The organism is Streptomyces sp. NPDC086554, from assembly GCF_040686095.1.
GTDB lineage: Bacteria > Actinomycetota > Actinomycetes > Streptomycetales > Streptomycetaceae > Streptomyces.
Map to the genome: position 1 here is coordinate 1 of NZ_JBFBJK010000047.1, position 19,120 is coordinate 19,120.

Annotated in this window: 17 protein-coding genes; 4 read left to right on the forward strand and 13 right to left on the reverse strand. The window is 69.9% G+C overall.

Annotation, left to right across the window (positions count from 1 at the left end):
* Window positions 1-136 precede the first annotated feature (136 nt).
* Window positions 137-2,482 carry an excinuclease ABC subunit UvrA gene (locus AB0O76_RS42360; protein ID WP_365502806.1) on the forward strand — a complete coding sequence of 782 codons (2,346 nt, stop codon included), beginning with the start codon at window positions 137-139 and terminating at the stop codon, window positions 2,480-2,482.
* Between the two features lie 337 nt (window positions 2,483-2,819).
* On the opposite strand, the gene AB0O76_RS42365 is transcribed toward AB0O76_RS42360, so the two are convergent.
* Window positions 2,820-3,017: a CGNR zinc finger domain-containing protein gene (locus AB0O76_RS42365; protein ID WP_365502808.1), complete on the reverse strand. Its 198-nt coding sequence runs from the start codon at window positions 3,015-3,017 to the stop codon at window positions 2,820-2,822.
* 122 nt (window positions 3,018-3,139) lie between these two features.
* On the opposite strand from AB0O76_RS42365, the gene AB0O76_RS42370 reads away from it, so the two are divergent.
* A complete protein-coding gene (locus AB0O76_RS42370; RefSeq protein WP_365502810.1) occupies window positions 3,140-4,063 on the forward strand; it encodes a glycoside hydrolase family 16 protein in 924 nt (307 codons plus the stop codon).
* Between the two features lie 51 nt (window positions 4,064-4,114).
* On the opposite strand, the gene AB0O76_RS42375 is transcribed toward AB0O76_RS42370, so the two are convergent.
* From AB0O76_RS42375 to AB0O76_RS42390, 4 genes are all read right to left on the reverse strand, one after another.
* The gene (locus AB0O76_RS42375; protein WP_365502812.1) at window positions 4,115-5,194 is read right to left on the reverse strand and encodes a glycosyltransferase family 2 protein; all 1,080 of its coding nucleotides are present in this window, start codon (window positions 5,192-5,194) and stop codon (window positions 4,115-4,117) included.
* A gap of 273 nt (window positions 5,195-5,467) precedes the next feature.
* Window positions 5,468-6,262 carry an SDR family oxidoreductase gene (locus AB0O76_RS42380; RefSeq protein ID WP_365502814.1) on the reverse strand — a complete coding sequence of 265 codons (795 nt, stop codon included), beginning with the start codon at window positions 6,260-6,262 and terminating at the stop codon, window positions 5,468-5,470.
* A gap of 68 nt (window positions 6,263-6,330) precedes the next feature.
* Window positions 6,331-6,747 (reverse strand): SRPBCC family protein, encoded by a 417-nt coding sequence (locus AB0O76_RS42385; protein ID WP_365502816.1) that lies wholly within the window; start codon window positions 6,745-6,747, stop codon window positions 6,331-6,333.
* Between the two features lie 94 nt (window positions 6,748-6,841).
* Window positions 6,842-7,852, reverse strand: a complete 1,011-nt coding sequence (locus AB0O76_RS42390; RefSeq protein ID WP_365502818.1) for an aldo/keto reductase — start codon at window positions 7,850-7,852, stop codon at window positions 6,842-6,844.
* 198 nt (window positions 7,853-8,050) lie between these two features.
* Here AB0O76_RS42390 and AB0O76_RS42395 point away from each other — a divergent pair, with 198 nt between their 5' ends.
* Window positions 8,051-8,950 carry a LysR substrate-binding domain-containing protein gene (locus tag AB0O76_RS42395; protein WP_365502820.1) on the forward strand — a complete coding sequence of 300 codons (900 nt, stop codon included), beginning with the start codon at window positions 8,051-8,053 and terminating at the stop codon, window positions 8,948-8,950.
* Window positions 8,951-8,963: 13 nt separating this feature from the next.
* Here the strand turns inward: AB0O76_RS42395 and AB0O76_RS42400 are convergent, their stop codons facing one another.
* The 5 genes from AB0O76_RS42400 to AB0O76_RS42420 all read right to left on the reverse strand — a co-directional run bounded on the left by AB0O76_RS42400 (window position 8,964) and on the right by AB0O76_RS42420 (window position 14,114).
* The gene (locus AB0O76_RS42400; protein ID WP_365502822.1) at window positions 8,964-9,515 is read right to left on the reverse strand and encodes a hypothetical protein; all 552 of its coding nucleotides are present in this window, start codon (window positions 9,513-9,515) and stop codon (window positions 8,964-8,966) included.
* Window positions 9,516-9,581: 66 nt separating this feature from the next.
* Entirely contained in the window at window positions 9,582-10,475 is an 894-nt protein-coding gene (locus tag AB0O76_RS42405; RefSeq protein ID WP_365502824.1) for an AMP-binding protein, read from the reverse strand.
* Window positions 10,476-10,741: 266 nt separating this feature from the next.
* Window positions 10,742-11,488 (reverse strand): succinate dehydrogenase/fumarate reductase iron-sulfur subunit, encoded by a 747-nt coding sequence (locus AB0O76_RS42410; RefSeq protein ID WP_266872766.1) that lies wholly within the window; start codon window positions 11,486-11,488, stop codon window positions 10,742-10,744.
* Window positions 11,485-13,443, reverse strand: coding sequence for a fumarate reductase/succinate dehydrogenase flavoprotein subunit (locus AB0O76_RS42415; protein WP_365502826.1), 1,959 nt, complete (start codon window positions 13,441-13,443; stop codon window positions 11,485-11,487). The genes AB0O76_RS42410 and AB0O76_RS42415 overlap by 4 nt, the downstream gene beginning before the upstream one ends.
* Window positions 13,443-14,114: a succinate dehydrogenase gene (locus AB0O76_RS42420; protein WP_365502887.1), complete on the reverse strand. Its 672-nt coding sequence runs from the start codon at window positions 14,112-14,114 to the stop codon at window positions 13,443-13,445. Before AB0O76_RS42420 ends, AB0O76_RS42415 begins: the two co-directional genes overlap by 1 nt.
* Window positions 14,115-14,246: 132 nt before the next feature.
* Here AB0O76_RS42420 and AB0O76_RS42425 point away from each other — a divergent pair, with 132 nt between their 5' ends.
* The gene (locus tag AB0O76_RS42425; RefSeq protein ID WP_365502828.1) at window positions 14,247-15,134 is read left to right on the forward strand and encodes a LysR substrate-binding domain-containing protein; all 888 of its coding nucleotides are present in this window, start codon (window positions 14,247-14,249) and stop codon (window positions 15,132-15,134) included.
* Between the two features lie 77 nt (window positions 15,135-15,211).
* Here AB0O76_RS42425 and AB0O76_RS42430 read toward each other — a convergent pair whose 3' ends face one another.
* From AB0O76_RS42430 to AB0O76_RS42440, 3 genes are read right to left on the reverse strand one after another with little or no spacing between them, the layout of a single operon-like run.
* On the reverse strand, window positions 15,212-15,955 hold the full coding sequence (locus tag AB0O76_RS42430; RefSeq protein WP_365502830.1) for a VOC family protein: 744 nt from the start codon (window positions 15,953-15,955) through the stop codon (window positions 15,212-15,214).
* A gap of 9 nt (window positions 15,956-15,964) precedes the next feature.
* On the reverse strand, window positions 15,965-18,100 hold the full coding sequence (locus tag AB0O76_RS42435) for an EAL domain-containing protein (protein ID WP_365502832.1): 2,136 nt from the start codon (window positions 18,098-18,100) through the stop codon (window positions 15,965-15,967).
* Window positions 18,097-18,909 carry an SAM-dependent methyltransferase gene (locus tag AB0O76_RS42440; protein ID WP_365502834.1) on the reverse strand — a complete coding sequence of 271 codons (813 nt, stop codon included), beginning with the start codon at window positions 18,907-18,909 and terminating at the stop codon, window positions 18,097-18,099. Before AB0O76_RS42440 ends, AB0O76_RS42435 begins: the two co-directional genes overlap by 4 nt.
* Between the last annotated feature and the right edge of the window lie 211 nt (window positions 18,910-19,120).

Sequence of the window (19,120 nt, forward strand, 5' to 3'; positions counted from 1 at the left end):
CTCCGCCTTGCAGCTGCACGCACCAGGGCCCGCTCGGCCCTGCTGAATCGGCACCCGGCGCGAAGACCGGCCTGACCCATCGGACAGGCCCTAGAATCGTGGGGTTTGCCCCCGAGCCGCGTACGGAGTCCACCCCATGCACAGCCCCCACGATCCGTTCGTACGTGTGCGCGGTGCCCGGGAGCACAATCTCCGCAATGTGGACGTCGCCATTCCGCGCGACGTCCTCGCCGTCTTCACCGGCGTCTCCGGCTCGGGGAAGTCCTCGCTCGCTTTCGGCACGATCTACGCGGAAGCTCAGCGCCGCTACTTCGAGTCCGTCGCCCCGTACGCCCGGCGGCTGATCCACCAGGTGGGCGCGCCGCGGGTCGGTGAGATCACGGGGCTTCCGCCCGCCGTCTCGCTCCAGCAGCGCCGCTCGGCGCCCACCTCCCGGTCCTCGGTGGGCACGGTCACCAACCTCTCGAACTCGCTGCGCATGCTCTTCTCCCGCGCCGGCGACTATCCGGAGGGCGCCGAGCGCCTCGACTCGGACGCCTTCTCGCCGAACACGGCCGCCGGCGCCTGCCCGGAGTGCCACGGCCTGGGCCGCGTACACCGCACGAGCGAGCGGCTCCTCGTCCCCGATCCGTCCCTGTCGATCAGGGAGGGCGCGATCGCGGCCTGGCCCGGCGCCTGGCAGGGCAAGAACCTCCGCGACGTCCTCGACACTCTCGGCCACGACGTCGACCTGCCCTGGCGCGAACTGCCGCAGCAGGACCGGGACTGGATCCTGTTCACGGACGAGCAGCCGGTGGTGACCGTGCACCCCGTACGGGACGCCGGCCGTATCCAACGCCCTTACCAGGGCACGTACATGAGCGCCCGGCGCTATGTGATGAAGACCTTCGCGGACTCCAAGAGCCAGACCCTGCGCACCAAGGCCGAGCGCTTCCTGGAGAGCGCCGACTGTCCGGCCTGCGGCGGCAGCAGGCTCCGTCCGGAAGCGATGGCGGTCACGTTCGCGGGGCGTACGATCGCCGACCTCGCCGCGCTGCCCCTGTCGGAACTGGCCAAGACGCTTGAGAGCGCGACGGGTTCGGAGGCGGCCCGCGTCCTGGCCGCCGACCTGCTCGCACGGATCGCCACGATCACCGAGCTGGGGCTCGGCTATCTGAGCCCGGACCGCGCGACGCCCACCCTCTCCACGGGCGAGCTGCAGCGGCTGCGGCTGGCGACACAGCTCCGCTCCGGGCTCTTCGGCGTCGTGTACGTCCTGGACGAGCCGTCGGCCGGACTGCACCCGGCGGACACGGAGTCGCTGCTCACCGTCCTCGACCGGCTCAAGGCCGCGGGCAACTCGGTCTTCGTCGTGGAGCACCACCTCGATGTCGTACGTCATGCCGACTGGCTCGTCGACGTGGGGCCGCACGCCGGTGAGCACGGCGGTCAGGTCCTGTACAGCGGTCCGGTTGCGGACCTCGCGGGTGTCGCGGCGTCCGCGACGGCCCGCTTCCTCTTCGGTCGCGAACCGGAACCGGTACGCGAGGTACGCGCGCCCCGTGGCTGGCTGAAGGTCGGGCCCGTCAGCCGCCACAACCTGCGCGATGTGACGGCCGAGATCCCGCTCGGCACCTTCACCGCCGTCACCGGTGTCTCCGGCTCCGGCAAGTCCACGTTCATCGGCGAGATCACCGAGGAACTGGAGGGCGTGGGACGCCTGGTGTCCGTCGACCAGAAGCCGATCGGCCGCACGCCCCGCTCCAACCTCGCCACCTACACCGGCCTCTTCGACGTCGTGCGCAAGGTCTTCGCGGCCACGGGCGCGGCGCGCGAGCGCGGCTACGGCGTGGGCCGCTTCTCGTTCAACGTCGCGGGTGGGCGGTGCGAGACCTGCCAGGGCGAGGGGTTCGTGAGCGTGGAACTGCTCTTCCTGCCCAGTACGTACGCGCCGTGCCCCGACTGCGGGGGCGCGCGCTACAACCCCGAGACGCTCCAAGTGACTTACCAGGGGCGGAACATCGCGGAGGTCCTCGACCTCACCGTCGAATCGGCCGCGGACTTCTTCGCGGACACCCCGGCGGTCGCCCGCAGCCTGCGGACCCTGCTCGACGTGGGGCTCGGCTATCTGCGGCTCGGCCAGCCCGCCACCGAGCTGTCCGGCGGAGAGGCCCAACGCATCAAGCTGGCAGGCGAGTTGCAGCGCGTCCGGCGCGGTCACACGCTCTACCTCCTGGACGAGCCGACGACCGGACTCCACCCGGCGGACGTCGAGGTCCTGATGCGCCAGCTGCACGGCCTTGTCGACGCGGGCCACTCGGTGGTGGTCGTCGAGCACGACATGGCGGTGGTGGCGGGCGCTGACTGGGTGATCGACCTGGGCCCCGGCGGCGGCGAAGAGGGCGGCATGATCGTCGCGTCCGGCCCGCCGGCGGTGCTCGCGGGGGCGCCGGGCAGCCGCACGGCGCCGTATCTGGCGCGGGCGCTGACGGCGGACGCATGACTGAGCGCTCTACCTGGGCCCGTTCGGCCAACTGCAACGCTCAGCAGCTCATGCCGACGGTCTACGGTGCCGGCGGCGCAGCGCGCTCGGCTTGCCTCAGCCAATCCGTGGACCAGCGGGCAGTCGGACCAGATCGTGCCGCGGTGGCCGCCGCTGACGATCAGGCATCTCCCTCTGGGCGCGGCCCAGGTGGGAGATGGCGCGATGGCGCCGGCGGTCCCCTCCGGCGCGAACATCACCGCCTGCCAACGCTCGTCCCACGCCTCGATGGCGTCGTCGAAGTCAACAGGTCAGCCAAGTCAGCGCCGTCGCCCTCCCCGGCCAAGGGCCACGACGGTCAGTGTTCGGCGCGGAGGTTGCTCTTTCGGCTGTGGGAGGCGCGGGCTTTGGCGCGGTTGCCGCAGAGCTCCATGGAGCACCAAGTGCGGCGCCGGTTGCAGGAGTGGTCGCGAGCCCGGTGGCGGCCGGGAGCAGGCCGAGGTATTCGGCTGCCTTGTTGTGACTCAGATGAGGTGCGGCCATCTGCACGAGCCACCGCTGTTCCGGTCGGTCCGCACCAACTCCTTGACGGCGCCTCGGAGGGTGCCTTAAATCAAGTACTGAACAAAGCGTCGCCACGGATCGATCGCCGCGTTCAGTTCTCGACGTCTGATTGTCATGCACATGCCCCCCACTCGAAGCGATGTGATGACAGTGCACACCTCCGCACGCCGCCGTACCGCGCTCGCGGTCACCCTCCTCTGTGGCGCCGCCGCCCTGGCCGCACTCCCGGCCGGGGCATCGGCCGAGCCCGCGCCCCGCTCCCCCGCCGCCGCGCCCGCGGCCGCCACGTTCACCGACGACTTCGACGGACCCGCCGGGTCGGCGGTCGACGGCGCCAAGTGGCAGATCGAGGCCGGCGACAACGTCAACAACCACGAACGGCAGTACTACACCTCGGGCAACAACAACGCCGCCCTCGACGGCCGGGGCAACCTGGTCATCACCGCCCGCAAGGAGAACCCGGGCAACTATCAGTGCTGGTACGGCACTTGCGAGTACACCTCCGCTCGGCTCAACACCGCGGGCAAGTTCACGCAGACGTACGGCCATGTCGAGGCCCGGATGAAGGTGCCGCGCGGTCAGGGCATGTGGCCCGCCTTCTGGATGCTCGGCACCGACATCGGCGACGTGGGCTGGCCCCAGAGCGGTGAGATCGACGTCATGGAGAACGTCGGCTTCGAACCGGGCACCGTGCACGGCACCCTGCACGGCCCCGGCTACTCCGGCTCGGGCGGCATCGGCGCGGGCTACACACTGCCCGGCGGCGAGGCGTTCGCGGACAAGTTCCACACCTTCGCGGTGGACTGGTCACCGAACAAGGTCACTTGGTCCGTGGACGGCACCGTCTACCAGACCCGCACCCCGGCCGACCTCAACGGCAACCAGTGGGTCTTCGACAAGCCCTTCTTCCTGATCCTGAACCTCGCGGTCGGCGGCTACTGGCCCGGCGACCCGGACGGCAGCACCACCTTCCCGCAGCAGCTCGTCGTCGACTACGTCCATGTGAGCAGCAACGACGGTGCGGCGCCCAGGAGTTGAGCGAGACACGTTGGCGAACCAGCACGTCCCGGGCGTCGCCGCGTCGCCGCGTCACCGGGCGGCCGGTATGGCCGGGCGCCCCTTCTCGTACACGGTGAGTCCCTTGGACAGCCGCAGCGGTACGAGGACCAGCTCGACGATCAGCGCCTTCCACGCGTAACAGACGTTGACCGCTTTGGTGGCGTAGACGCACGGGATGTTGAGCAGGACCCTCGCCACGGACAGCCCACGCCGGCGGGCCGCGTAGATCAGGGGTGGTGCGGTGAGCAGTATCTCGGCCGCCGCCCACCAGCCGAAGGACTCGCTCAGCGACTGGCTGGTGGTGGCCGCAAGCAGGAACGGCGTGACCCACCACAGGGGTGCCGTGACGATCTCGAGGAGCGCCAGCAGGATCCAGAGCGCGAGCATCGGTTTCGCGGTGAGCATCCGGCCCAGGTGCAGCCGCACGTTCTGACAGAAGCCCGCCATCCACCGCCACACCTGTTTGCGCAGATAGGTGAGTGTCTCGGGGTCGGCGGCCCAGGCCACCGCGTCGCTGACGTACAGGGCGCGGCGGCCCGCGATCTGCTGAGACCAGGTGTAGTCCATGTCCTCGACGATGGTGCGTTCGGGAAAGCCGCCGAAGGCGAGCAGGTCAGTGCGGCGGAAGACCGAGCAGCCTCCGGAGCAGACCATGGGGCTGCCCGCGGCGTGCTGGATGGGCCGGTGCCAGTGGAAGCCGAAGAGGTATTCCACGGACCGGCCCCGCTCCCAGACCGTTCTGGTGTGCCGCGTCTGGACGTTGCCCGCCGCGACCGTCACCTCCGGATCGTCGAAGGCGGGCAGTATCCGCTCGATGTAGTCGGGCGCGAGCACCGTGTCCGCGTCGACTGCGAGCACCAACTCCGTGTCGCAGTAAGGCAGTGCGTGGTTCTGCGCCTTGGCCTTGCTGCCCAGGTTGTGCGGCGGCCTGATCACCGTGACGCCGTGGGCCGCGGCCACGTCTCCCGTGCGGTCGTCCGAGCCGTCATCGACGACGATGACGCGGTCGGGCGGCGCCGTCTGCCGTGCCAGCGAGTCCAGCGTGGCCGGGAGGCCCGCTTCCTCGTTGTGCGCGGGCACGATCACTGTGATGCCATACCGGTTCCGCATGTCGCACTCCCCCGAGTTTGCGCACCGCGCTCCCCATGAGCACGGCCAGTCCGACCACGCCGTAGACCAGCGTGCTGATGCCGATGAACGGCAGTCCTCCGTGCATCCGCTCTCCCCCGTCCTCTCCCGTTCTGTCCTCTCCTGTCCTTCCGTTGACGATCACGCTAGACGAAAGGGCGCGGAACATGCGGAACGGGAAATTCCTGTGGATAACTCGGGGGGGCACGATGCGCGATGCGCGATGCGCGAGTCGGGGGGGGGCGGAAGTGACAGCTACGGAACGATGGAGTCGACGTAACCCCCGTCGACCCGCAACGCGCCGCCCGTCGTCGCGGAGGCGAGCGGCGAACTGAGATAGACGACCATGTGCGCGATCTCCTCCGGTTCGATGAGCCGCTGGATCAGTGACTGAGGGCGGTGCTTGACCATGAACTCCCGCTGCGCCTCGTCCCAGGGCAGGGCGGGATCGACCAGCTCGTACACGAAGTCCTCCACGCCGCCGGTGTGCGTGGGGCCCGCGATCACGGAGTTGACGGTCACGCCCGACCCCGCTGCCTCCTTCGCGAAGCCTCGGGACACGGCAAGGAGCGCGGTCTTCGACGTGCCGTAATGGATCATTTCGGCGGGCGTGACGAGCGCCGAGTCGCTGGCGATGTTCTGGATCCGGCCCCAGGAACGGTCCTTCATGCCCGGCAGGTAGTGGCGGATCATCCGTACCGCGGTCAGCACGTTCACCTCGAAGTATCGGCGCCATTCGTCGTCGCTGATGTCGAGGGCCGGTGCGGCGCCGAAGACGCCGAGGTTGTTGATGAGGATGTCGGCCTGGGGCACGGCATCGAAGACCTGCCGGGCGCCGTCGTCGGTGGAGATGTCGCCGGGGGCCCGGAGGAACTCGGCTCCGCCGTGCTCCTCCTTCAGGCGCTCCACGGCCTTGTCGACGGATCCCGCGGACCGCCCGTTCACCGCGACCCGCGCGCCCGCCCGGGCCAGGCCGGCCGCGATGGCCGCCCCGATTCCCTGGGTGGAGCCGGTGACGAGGGCGGTCTTGCCGGAGAGATCGACGAGCATGCTGCGTACCTCCTGCTGGGGTTGACGGATGGCCCCCGGGTCCCGGGAGCCAGTAGATCACTCAGGACTCAGGCTGCGAGGGTCTGCTTCAGCGCCGCGAGTCCGTCGCTGAAGATGCCGTGGAACAGCGCGACGACCTCGTCGTCGCCGACCCCGACCGGTGTGAAGACGCCGGACCACTCCACACGGGAGGCGTCCTGGCCGGGCATCTCGTGCACCTTGAGGGTCGCCACATAGTCGGTGGCAGGGAAGGGGGCCTTGAGGATGGAGTAGCTGTACGTGCGCGCCTCTTCGTCGAAGGTCAGCAGGCGCTCGACGATGACGCCGCCGTCCTCGCTCGTGAGGGTGCGTACGCGGCCGCCCTCGCTCGACTCGCTGGAGGGGATGTACGGCAGCCAGTCGGGCAGCGTGTCGAAGCCGCCGATGAGCTGCCAGACGCGGTCGGCCGGCGCGGGGATCTCGATCGATGCGGTGGTGGAAGCCACGGGGGTTCTCCTTCATAGGTACGGGTGTTGGAGCTGGTTCATAGGTACGGGTGTTGGAGCTGGTTCATAGGTACGGGTGTCGGAGCTGGGACGGTCAGGCGGTCGGCACGGGCGCGTCGGCGGCGATCAGCTTCTCCTCGCGCAGGTCCGCCCAGAACGCGGCAGGCACCCGCTCGCCGAGCGCGGCGACGTCCTCCGCGATGCGGCTCGGCCTGGTGGCGCCGGGAATCGCCGCCACCGTCGCCGGGTGCGCGAGGGAGAACTGGAGCGCGGCCGCCTTGATGCCGACCGCATGGCGTTCGGCGAGGGCCTTGATGCGCTCGACCTTGGCGATGATCTCGGCGGGCGCCTCCTGGTACTCGAAGTGCTTGCCGCCCGCGAGGATGCCCGAGCTGTAAGGCCCGCCCACGACGATGTCGACGTGCTGCTCGGCGACCGCCGGCAGGAGGCGCTGAAGGGCGCGGTCGTGGTCGAGGAGGGTGTAGCGGCCCGCGAGGAGGAAGGCGTCGGGCTTCGGCTCGTCCAGGTCGAGGGTGAGTTCGAGCGGCTCGACCCGGTTGACGCCCAGGCCCCAGGCCTCGATGACGCCCTCGTCGCGCAGCCGGTCCAGGGTGCGGAAGGCACCGGTGCGGGCTGTCTCATACGCGGCCAGCCATTCGTCGCCGTAGAAGTCCTGCGCGACATCATGAACCCACACGATGTCGAGACGGTCGGTCTTCAGCCGCTTCAGGCTGTCCTCGATGGAGCGGAGCGTGGCGTCGGCGGTGTAGTCGTTGACCATCTTGTTCGGGCGGCCGTGCTCGAACAGCCCGCCCTTCTCGCCCAGGTCGCGGGCGGCCGGGTCCTCGACCTCGTCGAGGATCACGCGGCCGACCTTCGTGCTCAGGACGTACGCGTCACGGGGGTGCCCCGCGAGAACCTCGCCGAGCCGCAGCTCGGAGAGGCCCGCGCCATAGAACGGGGCGGTGTCGAAGTAGCGGATGCCCTGGTCCCAGGCGGCCTCGACGGTCGCCGCCGCCTCGTCGTCGGGGATGGCGCGGAACATGTTGCCGAGCGGGGCGGTGCCGAAGCCGAGCGCTCCGGGCAGGAGGGTCGTGATGCTCATGGGGGTCCTAGCTAGCGGTGGTGGGATGGCGATTCCGGGGGCTCCGGGGGCTCCGGGAGTTCCGGCGACTCCGGGTTTCCGGCGGCTCCCGGAGTGACCAGGGGGTGATCCGTCGGCCTTACGGATTCAAAGCTAGGATCGACGCTTGAGACTGTCCAAGACTTGCTTGGATACACTTGAGTCCTCTGAGGTCTTACCATGCTTGACCTGCGTCAACTCCGCTATTTCGTAGCTGTCGCCGAGACCGAACACGTCGGTCGCGCGGCGGAGGCCCTGCACATCTCCCAGTCGCCGCTCAGCCGGCAGATCGCCCAGCTGGAGAAACAGCTCGGCCTCGCCCTTTTCGAGCGCAGCCAGCAGCGCATCCGGCTGACCTCCGACGGCCGGATCCTTCTCAGCGAGGCCCGCGCGCTGCTGCGGCACGCGGACCGGCTGGAGAACCTCGGCCGCCGGCTCGGCCGCGGCGAGGAGGGTGGCCTCTGCATCGGATACGTGGCGGACGCGATGCACACCGGTGTGCTGCCGGGCGCGCTGCGCACCCTGCAGGACGAGCGCCCCGGCATCCATGTCGCCCTCTACAGCCTCGCCACGGCCGAGCAGTTCGAGGGCCTGCGGCAGCGCAGCCTGGACATCGCCCTCGTCCAGGAGCCGCCCGCGCGGGACGACCCGGATCTGCTGGCCGCGCCCCTCCTGGAGGACCCGCTGCTGCTCGCGATGCCCGCCGCCCATCCGCTCGCCGCACAGGCGGAGTTGACGCCGGGCGACCTGGACGGGCAGCCGTGGATCGCGGTCGAGAACTCCCGGGATCCGGTGTGGCGCGACGCCTTCGTCGCCTCGTGCGTGGCGTCCGGCTTCACGCCGGACATCCGGCTCGACGCCGCCGAGCCGCTGACCGCACTCGGTCTCGTCGCCTCCGGCCTCGGCCTCTCGCTCATCCAGAAGAGCATGGTGCGCGGCACGACGGAGGGTGTCGCCGTACGCGAACTGCCCTGGCACAAGGCCTCCGTTCAGCTGTGGGCGGCCTGGCACCACATCGACCTGCGGCCGGTGGTGGCATCCTTCCGCGAGACCGTCCTCGCGGGCAGCGGCGCCGACTGACGCCACGCCCCCGTCAGCTCCAATACGCCTTCCGCAGCCGCGACTTCGCCAGTTTCCCGGTGGGCGTCCTGGGCAGCGAGTCGGCGAAGTCCACGGAGCGTGGCGCCTTGTAGTGCGCGATGCGTTCCCGTACGAACTCGACCAGCTCACGCTCCAGTTCGGGACCCGCGGCCGCCCCGTCGGCCGCCTGCACCACCGCCTTGACCGCCTCCCCCATCTCCGCGTCCGGCACCCCGATCACCGCGACGTCCGCGACGGCCGGATGCAGCACGAGGCAGTCCTCGGCCTCCTGCGGATAGACGTTCACGCCCCCGGATATGATCATGAACGCCCTGCGGTCCGTGAGGAAGAGATAGCCGTCCTCGTCCACGTGCCCGATGTCCCCCGTGGTGGTCCAGTTGGGGTGCACTGGGTGCTGGGCCTCGCGGGTCCTGCCCTCGTCGTTGTGGTAGCGGAAGGGCAGGTCGTCGCGCTCGAAGTAGACGATCCCGGTCTCGCCGACCGGCAGTTGCCCGCCCGCGTCGTCGCAGATCCGCAGCCCGCCGAGGAAGCCGTCCCGGCCCACCGAGCCGGGCTTGCGCAGCCACTCATCGGGCGAGATGAACGTGATGCCGTTGCCCTCCGTCGAGGACTAGTACTCGTACAGGACAGGCCCCCACCACTCCAGCATCCGCTGCTTCACCTCGACGGGGCAGGGCGCCGCCGCGTGGATGGCGGTCTTCATCGACGACAGGTCGTAGCGCTCGCGCACGGCCGCGGGGAGCTTCAGCATCCGTACGAACATCGTCGGCACCCACTGGCTGTGCGTGACCCGGTGCCGCTCGACGGCCGCGAGCGCGCCCTCCGCGTCGAAGGCGTCCATCAGGACGACCGTGCCGCCGAGCGCGGTGACGAACCCGCAGAACCGCAGCGGCGCCGCGTGGTAGATCGGTGCGGGGCTGAGGTAGACGGTGTCCTCTCCGAAGCCGTACATCGCCTGAAAGATGAGCGTGTACGTGCTGGGCTCCTCCCGCACGTCGCCCTCGGGCAGCGCGGGCTTGATGCCTTTGGGGCGGCCCGTGGTCCCGGAGGAGTAGAGCATGTCCGTGCCGCGCGGCTGATGCGCGGGCGGCTCGGCGGACGCGGCCTCCAGGGCCTTCTCGTACGTTCCGTCGTCGAGGCCGAGTACGATCGGCGGACCGCCCGCCAACTCCAGGACGCTCGCGCCGAGTTCGGCCAGCGACCCGGAGACGATCAGCGCCTTCGCCCCGCAGTCCCGGACGATGTAGGCGGCCTCGTCGGCCGTGAGGTGGTGGTTGACGGCGGTGAGGTAGAGGCCCGAGCGCAGCGCCGCCCAGTAGGCCTCAAGGGCACGCGGGTCGTTGTCGCAGAGCAAGGCAAAATGGTCGCCCCGGCGCAAGCCTGCGGCCCGCAGATGATCCGCGAGCCGCAGGGAGCGTTCTTCGAGTTGTCCGTAGGTGAGGGTCCGTGTGCCGTCGGCGGTGACGACGGCCGGCCTGGCAGGGTCGTACGCTCCCGGATACATGCGCAGACGGTACGCGCCCCGCAGAGGCGCGGGGAACTGCGCGCGCAACCACAAACGACCCGCAGATCCCCGACTTCCCCTAGGGCCTGTCCGATGGGTCAGGCCGGTCTTCGCGCCGGGTGCCGATTCAGCAGGGCCGAGCGGGCCCTGGTGCGTGCAGCTGCAAGGCGGAGGAGGGCGACAACGCGGAGCGTTGGCAACCGACGACAACGCCGCAGATGCGCGTGCCAGGGCCCGCGACCCCGGCAGGACCCATCGGACAGGCCCTAGCGGCTGACCTTCCTGGTCGCCCGCAACCACTCCTTGTTCATCGCCGCGATGGAAGGCAACGGAATCCCCTTGGGACAAGCAGTGGCGCACTCGCCGGTCAGCGTGCAGCCACCGAAGCCCTCCTCGTCCATCTGCGCCACCATGTCCAGGACACGGGTCTCCCGCTCCGGAGCGCCCTGCGGAAGGACATTGAGGTGGTTGACCTTCGCCGAAGTGAACAGCATCGCCGACCCGTTGGGGCAGGCGGCGACGCAGGCGCCGCACCCGATGCACTCCGCGTGCTCGAAGGCGAAGTCCGCGTCCGGCTTCGGCACGGGCGCGGCATGCGCCTCGGGGGCCGCGCCGGTCGGGGCGCTGATGTAGCCGCCCGACTGGATGATGCGGTCGAAGGACGAGCGGTCCACCACCAGGTCCTTGACGACCGGGAAGGCGGCGGCGCGCCACGGCTCGATGTCGATCGTGTCGCCGTCCTTGAAGGACCGCATGTGCAACTGACAGGTGGTGGTGCGCTCCGGGCCGTGCGCGTCGCCGTTGATGACGAGCGAGCAGGCGCCGCAGATGCCCTCGCGGCAGTCGTGGTCGAAGGCGACGGGGTCGTCGCCCTTGACGATGAGCTCTTCGTTGAGGGTGTCGAGCATCTCCAAGAAGGACATGTCGGAGGAGATGCCGTCCACTTCGTACGTGGACATGGCGCCGTCGGCGTCGGCGTTCTGCTGGCGCCAGACGCGCAGGGTGAGCTTCATGCGTAGCTCCGCTGAGTGGGATGGACGTACTCGAAGACGAGGTCTTCTTTATGAAGGACGGGGGCATCGCCGGTGGCGGTGAACTCCCAGGCGGCCGCGTACGAGAACTCCTCGTCCACGCGCGCCGCCTCGCCGTCCGGGGTCTGTGACTCCTCGCGGAAGTGACCGCCGCAGGACTCGGCGCGGTGCAGGGCGTCGAGGCACATCAGCTCGGCGAGCTCGATGTAGTCGACGATGCGGTTCGCCTTCTCCAGGGACTGGTTGAACTCCTCGCCGGTGCCCGGCACCTTGATCCGGCGCCAGAACTCCTCGCGGATCTGCGGGATGCGCTCCAGGGCCTTGCGCAGCCCCGTCTCCGTACGCGCCATGCCGCAGAACTCCCACATGAGCTCGCCGAGTTCACGGTGGAAGGAGTCGGGCGTGCGGTCGCCGTCGACGGCCAGGAGTCTGGCCAGGCGGTCCTCGGTCTCGGTCAACACCTCGCGCACGACGGGGTGTTCGTCGGAGAGCGTCTCGTCGGAGGCATGGCGCGGGTTGCGCGCGAGGTAGTCATTGATCGTCGAGGGGAGTACGAAGTAGCCGTCGGCGAGGCCCTGCATCAGGGCCGAAGCGCCGAGCCGGTTCGCGCCGTGGTCGGAGAAGTTGGCCTCGCCGACCGCGAACAGGCCGGGGACGGTGGTCTGCAGGTCGTAGTCGACCCACAGTCCGCCCATCGTGTAGTGCACGGCGGGGTAGATCCGCATCGGCGTCTCGTACGGGTTCTCCGCGGTGATCCGCGCGTACATGTCGAAGAGGTTGCCGTACTTCTCCTCGACCTTCTTCTTGCCCATGCGCTGAATGGCGTCCGCGAAGTCGAGGTAGACGCCCTGTCCGCCGGGACCTACGCCGCGGCCTTCGTCGCATACGTTCTTGGCGGCGCGCGATGCGATGTCGCGGGGCACCAGGTTGCCGAAGGACGGGTAGATGCGCTCCAGGTAGTAGTCGCGCTCGTCCTCGGGGATCTTGTTGGCGGGGCGGTCGTCGCCCTTCGCCTTCGGCACCCAGATCCGGCCGTCGTTGCGCAGCGACTCACTCATCAGCGTCAGCTTCGACTGGTGGTCGCCGGTTCGCGGGATGCAGGTGGGGTGGATCTGTGTGAAGCACGGGTTGGCGAAGTACGCGCCGCGCCGGTGGGCCCGCCACACGGCGGTGGCGTTGGAGTTCATGGCGTTCGTCGACAGGTAGAAGACGTTGCCGTAGCCACCGGACGCCAGGACCACCGCGTCGGCGAAATATGTCTCGATCTTGCCGGTGATCAGATCGCGGGCGACGATGCCGCGAGCCCGCCCGTCGACGACGATGACGTCCAGCATCTCCGTGCGCGGGTGCATCTCGACGTTGCCCGCGGCGATCTGCCGCGAAAGGGCCTGGTACGCGCCGAGCAGCAGCTGCTGCCCTGTCTGGCCGCGCGCGTAGAAGGTCCTGGAGACCTGTACGCCGCCGAAGGAGCGGGTGTCGAGCAGACCGCCGTACTCGCGGGCGAACGGGACGCCCTGCGCGACGCACTGGTCGATGATCTCGACGGAGATCTGCGCGAGCCGGTGCACGTTGGACTCGCGGGCGCGGAAGTCGCCGCCCTTGACGGTGTCGTAGAAGAGGCGGTGGATGGAGTCGCCGTCGTTGCGGTAGTTCTTGGCGGCGTTGATGCCGCCCTGCGCGGCGATCGAGTGGGCGCGGCGCGGGGAGTCCTGATAGCAGAACTGCACGACGTGGTAGCCCTGTTCGGCGAGCGTGGCGCCGGCGGAGCCGCCCGCGAGGCCGGTGCCGACGACGATCACGGTGTGCTTGCGGCGGTTGGCCGGGTTCACCAGCTTCGCCTCGAAGCGGCGGGTGTCCCAGCGCTCGGCGACCGGTCCGGCGGGCGCCTTGGAGTCGACGACCGGCTCGCCGGTCACGTACTCGGCATACGAATTCATCAGCTCACCAGTCCGGTCATGACGGCCACGGGTACGACGACGAAGCCCGCCGTCAGGAACAGCGCGAGGCCATTGGCGATGATCTTGAGGGCGCGGTCGCGGGTCGCCCTGCCCGCGCCGAGGGTCTGCGCGGCGCTCCAGAGCCCATGGCGGACGTGGAAGCCGAGGGCGACCACCGCGACGATGTAGATGACGTTGCCGTACCAGGTCGAGAACGTGTCGATGATGTTCTGGTACGGGTGCAGGTGTTCGTAGCCGCCCGGGTGCACGGTGCCGGTCGTCAGGTCGAGGATGTGCCAGACGATGAAGAGGGCGAGGATGATCCCGCCCCAGCGCATCGTGCGCGTCGCGAAGCTCGAACCCGCCTTCTTGTGCACGTACTTGGTGGGGCGCGCCTTGATGTCGCGGCGGCTCAGCTGGTACGCGGAGACGGCGTGCGCGACCACGGCGACGACGAGCACGACGCGGACCAGCCAGAGCGTCCACTCGTAGTGCATGAAGGGCTCGCCGACCGTGCGCAGCCAGTGGGCGTAGTGGTTGATCTCCTCCGGACCGAAGAAGATCTTCAGGTTTCCGATCATGTGCACGACCAGGTAGAGCAGCATGATCAGGCCGCTCACCGCCATCACCGTCTTCTTGCCGACGGATGAGTCCCAGATCGTGCGCGTCATCGACGGCCGTCGGTCCGTCCGCGTTGCCAGAGCCATGACGCAGACGCTAAGGCCGAAGGTCCCGATCGGTCCAAGAGATGGATCAGCTCATCTCCATAGCGAATGGCTATCATCGGCCGTACCCTGCCGTGTATGCAGTTCCAGCAGCTCCTCTACTTCGTCGCCGTCGCCGAGACCAGGCACTTCACCCGGGCCGCCGAGCAGGTGCACGTCTCGCAGCCGTCCCTCTCCCAGCAGGTCCGCGCCCTGGAGAAGGAGCTGGGCGCCGAGCTGTTCAGCAGGGCACGGGGCAATATCGCCCTGACCGACGCGGGCGAGGCGCTGCTTCCGCTGGCCCGCCGGATCCTCGCGGACGCCGACACCGCGCGGATCGAGGTGCAGGAGCTGGCCCAGCTGCGGCGCGGCCGGATCCGCCTCGGTGCCACGCCCAGTGTCTGCACCGGCCTGCTTCCCGAGGTGCTGCGCGCCTTCCACGACCGGCACCCCGGCATCCAGCTCCTCCTGGAGGAGGGCGGCTCCCACGACCTCGTACGCGAACTGGCGCGCGGCGCCCTGGACCTGGCCCTCGTCGTCCTTCCGCTGCCGAGCCCGTCCCCCGCCCTGACGACCGTGGAACTGCTGCGGGAGGACCTGGTCGTGGTGTCGTCGCCCGACGCGCCGGGGCTCGGCAACTCGGTGCGGGTCGCCGATCTGCAGGGTGAGCGCCTTGTGATGTTCCGGCACGGCTACGACCTGCGGGAGCTGACGGTCGCCGCGTGTCGCGCCGCGGGCTTCGAGCCGGATTTCGCGGTCGAGGGTGGCGAGATGGATGCGGTGCTCGGCTTTGTTCAGGCGGGGCTCGGGGTGGCCGTCGTGCCGCGGATGGTGGCGGAGCGCGCCGGGCGTGGGCTGCGGGTGACGCCGCTGGCACGGCCGAGCCTGCATCGTACGATCGCGCTGGCGCACCGCAGCGATGTGGCTCCGCCTCGGGCTGCGCGGGAGCTGCAGAGGATGCTTTTGGCTCCGCCGGGGGTGCAGTGATTTACGTGCGGGCCGGTGGTAGGTGGTGATTTGGCTGCGGGTCCGGTGGGGGCTTGTCGCGCAGTTCCCCGCGCCCCTTACGGGGCGCTCAGCCTGCCCGTCTCTGGATTTCTGATCGTCAAGCAGTACGTCCCGCCCGCCGGATCCCGCATCACGATCCAGTGCGGGCCGCGCGACACCGCATCGGCGCCCTGCTTCTCGTGCCGGACGCGGGCCGCGTCGAGGTCGGAGCAGGAGAAGTCCAGGTGCGCGCCTGCCGGACCGTCCGCGTCGAGGCGCTGGAGGAGGATGCGGATCGGCAGCCGCGCCGGTGACTCGACGAGGTGGAACTCCGGGCGTGAGCCCGGGTGCGACGACCACCCCGTGAAGGCCGGCCAGAACGTCTTCTCCGCCTCCCACACCCCCGGCGGGACATCGAGGCACGCCTGGTCGAGGCGGCTCGTGGAACCGTCCCGGGCGGCCGGCGGCGCGGGGCGGACCCGCGCGCCCTCCCAGCGCACCACGCAGAACAGCTGTCCGCCCGGGGAGCGCAGGACCTCCAGGCCGTCCTCCGCGAAGACCGGGGTGGCGCCGAGCGCGAGGGCCTCGCGGGCCTTTGCGGCGACATCGTCCACGGCGAAGTCGAGATGCGCGCCGCCGGAGTCGCCCACCGCCTGCGCCTTCACGTACGCGTCGCCCTGCTCGGGCAGCAGCGTCACGAACTGGTCGTCCTCACCGCGGAAAGCGGACAGCCGCGTCCCCGTGACCGCCGTCCAGAACGCGCAGGCCTGCCCGAACCGGTCCGCGGGCCGGTCGACGAAGGCGTACACCCACTGGATCACCGTGGAACCTCAGCTCGTCGCGTCCGCGAGGGCCAGCTCGTGCAGCCGGTCCGGCGGGCCGGGGCGCGCGTAGTACCAGCCCTGTGCCGTGTCGCAGCCCAGCTCGCGCAACTGGTCCGCCTGCGCGCCCGTTTCGACGCCCTCGACCGTCACCGCCAGGTCAAGGCTGTGGGCGAGCGAGACGATCCCCTCGACGATCTTCAGGTCGACGGGGTCGGCCGGGAAGTGCTGCATGCCCTGCGTGAAGGAACGGTCCAGCTTGAGGATGCTCACCGGCAGACGGCGCAGATTGGCGAGGTTGGAGTAGCCCGTGCCGAAGTCGTCGAGCGCGATGTCCACGCCCATCTCGGCGAGCCGCCGCAGCGGCTTGAGCAGGTCGTCGTCGGCGCCGATCAGCGCGGACTCGGTCACTTCCAGGCACAGCGCGCCCGGTTCGAGCCCGGCGCGCTCCAGGATCTCCACCGTGTCCGAGACCAGACCGGGGTGGGTCAGCTGCATGGGCGAGAGGTTCACGTTCACCCGAAGCGGCCCGGCATCCGCGTGCCGCGCCTCCCAGGTGCGGGCCTGGCGGACCGACTCCTCCAGGACCCAGCGGCCCAGCGGCACGATCAGACCGGTGTGCTCGGCGAGCGGGATGAACCGGTCCGGGCCGATGACGCCGTGCTGCGGGTGCAGCCACCGCACAAGCGCCTCGGCGCCGCGCACGCTGCCGTCACCGAGGTGGACGAGCGGCTGGTACTCGATGAAGAACTCGCCCCGCTCCAGGGCGGCGGGCAGCGCGGTGGTCAGGCCGTGCCGGGTGATCGCGCGGGCGTCGGCCTCCGGGTCGGCGAGCTCGAAGCGGTTGCCGCCCGCCGACTTGGCGCGGTACATCGTGATGTCCGCGCTGCGCAGCACCTCCGCCGCGCCGCGCTCGCCCGCCGGGCCCTCCACTATGCCGATGCTGCCGCGCACGGTCAGCTCGCGGCCCTCGACGCGGATCGGCGTGGACAGCGCGTGCATGATGCGCCCGGCGAGCTCGTCGACCTCGGCCTCCGTGTCGCGGCCCGTGGTCAGCGCCACGAACTCGTCGCCGCCGAGCCGCGCGACCATCTCGCCGGGCGCGGTGGCGCAGGACTGCAGCCGGTCGGCCACCTCCACCAGGAGCCGGTCGCCCGCCGCGTGTCCCAGGCTGTCGTTGACGGTCTTGAAGCCGTCGAGGTCGAGATAGCAGAGCCCGAAGCGGGCGCCCTCGCCCGCGGCCAGGGCCTTCTCCAGGCGTTCGAAGAACAGCGTCCGGTTCGGCAGGCCGGTGAGCGCGTCGTGCGTCGCTTCGTAGCGCAGGCGCAGATTGAGCAGCCGGCGCTCGGTGGTGTCCTCCATCAACGCCAGCTGGTACTGCGGCACTCCGTCCGCGTCACGCAGCAGCGAGACGGTCAGATTGGTCCACAGGACCGTGCCGTCGGGCCGGTAGAAGGCCTTCTCCACGCGGTAGTGCTCGCGCTCCCCGCGCACCAGCTCGTCGTAGAGCTTCCATACGTGCGGGGAGTCGTCGGGGTGCGTCCACTCCGCCACGTTGTGTCCGCGCAGCTGGTTCTCCAGGCCGCCGAACATCCGTATCAGCGCGTCGTTCACCTCGAGGACCGTGCCCGTGAGGTCGGCGATGCCGATGCCGATCGCGGCGCCGTGGAACACCGCGCGGAAGCGGGCCTCGCTCGCGTGCAGGGCCTCGGCGACGACGCTGCGCGCGTTCAGGGCGGCCCGGGATATCGCCTCCTGCTCGGAGAGGGTGCGCTCCCGCAGCGCGGCGGCGAACCCCGCGGCGACGGCGTGCTGCAGCCGCGCGGAGCGGGCCCGCAGCTCCTCCTGCCGGCCCTCCTCGCCGCAGTAGAGCACCAGGTACGCGTCCACGCAGTCCAGCGTGCGGCTCAGTGCCTCCGGATCGGTGCAGTGCGTGCCGATCAGCGCGGCGCCGACCGCCTGTCCCTCGGCGGAGTCGAAGACCCGCTCCAGGAGCGCGTCACGCAACCGCCGGGCCAGCGGCACCAGTTGGAGCTCGAACTCGGGCCGAGTCAGCGACGTGGCGGTCACCGGGAAGATCGCCCGGCTCCAGATCGTCGCGAACCTGCGCACTCTGCCCTCGGGGCCGTCCGCTTCCCCGCTCATGCCCTGCGCCCCACGCCGGCGAACCCGGAGAAGGCGTACGGATCCTCCTCCTCGGGCGAGGTGTCGGGCCGCCAGTGCGGCATCGGCACGAGGCCGGGTTCCACCATGTCGTATCCCTCGAAGAACCGCGCGATCTCGTCGCGCGAGCGCATGATCAGTGGATTGCGGATGTCCTTGTATACGCCGACGGTCTGACCGGCCTGCTCGGCGGGGATCGGTATCCCTTCGTACGAGGCGTGCGTGAGGACGATCACGCTGCCGGGCGCGAGTGCGTCCCGCAGTTCGGCGACCGCCGTGTAGGGATCGTACGCGTCCTCCACGAAGTGCAGGACGGCGACGAGAAGAAGGGCAACCGGACGCTCCAGGTCAAGGAGTCCCTTCACCTCCGAACTGCCCAGAATGTCCCGTGGTTTGCGCAGATCCGCCGCGACGATCCCCGCCCCGTCGTTGCCTTCGAGCACGGCCCGGCTGTGCGCGACGGCCACCGGGTCGTGATCGACGTACACCACGCGGGCGTCCGGATCGGCCTGCTGTGCGACCTCGTGGACATTGCCGAACGTGGGGATCCCGGAGCCGATGTCCAGGAACTGGGTGATGCCCTCGTCCACGGCGAAGCGCACCGCTCGCCGCATGAAGGCACGATTCGCCTGCATGATCTTGGGCAGCCCCGGCATGAACTCCATGGCCCTGCGGGCCGCGTCCCGGTCGACCTCGAAGTTGTGCGAACCGCCCAGGTAGTAGTCGTAGATGCGGGACACGCTGGGCATCGTGATGTCGATGCCCTGCGGGGCCCAGGCGGGACGCTCCATCAGGACTCCAAGGCGTAGGCGAGGCGAGCCGGTGTTCGAAGGTGAGGCTACTGATCGTCCGCCAAGGGAGCGAGTCAAAACGGAAATTGGTCGTCCGTTCTCGGTCACTGCCTGCGGCAAGTGCCGAATATCAACCCAAAGAACCGGTCCGTTCCACCCTCCCTGGCGGGAATGGAACGGACCGGTCGACCGTACGCGCACTCCTTCTGAC

Bases quoted from the DNA above. Each gene is read 5' to 3' on its own strand.
- AB0O76_RS42360 (WP_365502806.1), top strand. From the start codon at position 137: ATGCACAGCCCCCACGATCCGTTCGTACGTGTGCGCGGTGCCCGGGAG.
- AB0O76_RS42370 (WP_365502810.1), top strand. From the start codon at position 3,140: ATGCACATGCCCCCCACTCGAAGCGATGTGATGACAGTGCACACCTCC.
- AB0O76_RS42375 (WP_365502812.1), bottom strand. From the start codon at position 5,194: ATGCGGAACCGGTATGGCATCACAGTGATCGTGCCCGCGCACAACGAG.
- AB0O76_RS42380 (WP_365502814.1), bottom strand. From the start codon at position 6,262: ATGCTCGTCGATCTCTCCGGCAAGACCGCCCTCGTCACCGGCTCCACC.
- AB0O76_RS42390 (WP_365502818.1), bottom strand. From the start codon at position 7,852: ATGAGCATCACGACCCTCCTGCCCGGAGCGCTCGGCTTCGGCACCGCC.
- AB0O76_RS42395 (WP_365502820.1), top strand. From the start codon at position 8,051: ATGCTTGACCTGCGTCAACTCCGCTATTTCGTAGCTGTCGCCGAGACC.
- AB0O76_RS42405 (WP_365502824.1), bottom strand. From the start codon at position 10,475: ATGTATCCGGGAGCGTACGACCCTGCCAGGCCGGCCGTCGTCACCGCC.
- AB0O76_RS42410 (WP_266872766.1), bottom strand. From the start codon at position 11,488: ATGAAGCTCACCCTGCGCGTCTGGCGCCAGCAGAACGCCGACGCCGAC.
- AB0O76_RS42415 (WP_365502826.1), bottom strand. From the start codon at position 13,443: ATGAATTCGTATGCCGAGTACGTGACCGGCGAGCCGGTCGTCGACTCC.
- AB0O76_RS42420 (WP_365502887.1), bottom strand. From the start codon at position 14,114: ATGACGCGCACGATCTGGGACTCATCCGTCGGCAAGAAGACGGTGATG.
- AB0O76_RS42425 (WP_365502828.1), top strand. From the start codon at position 14,247: ATGCAGTTCCAGCAGCTCCTCTACTTCGTCGCCGTCGCCGAGACCAGG.
- AB0O76_RS42435 (WP_365502832.1), bottom strand. From the start codon at position 18,100: ATGAGCGGGGAAGCGGACGGCCCCGAGGGCAGAGTGCGCAGGTTCGCG.
- AB0O76_RS42440 (WP_365502834.1), bottom strand. From the start codon at position 18,909: ATGGAGCGTCCCGCCTGGGCCCCGCAGGGCATCGACATCACGATGCCC.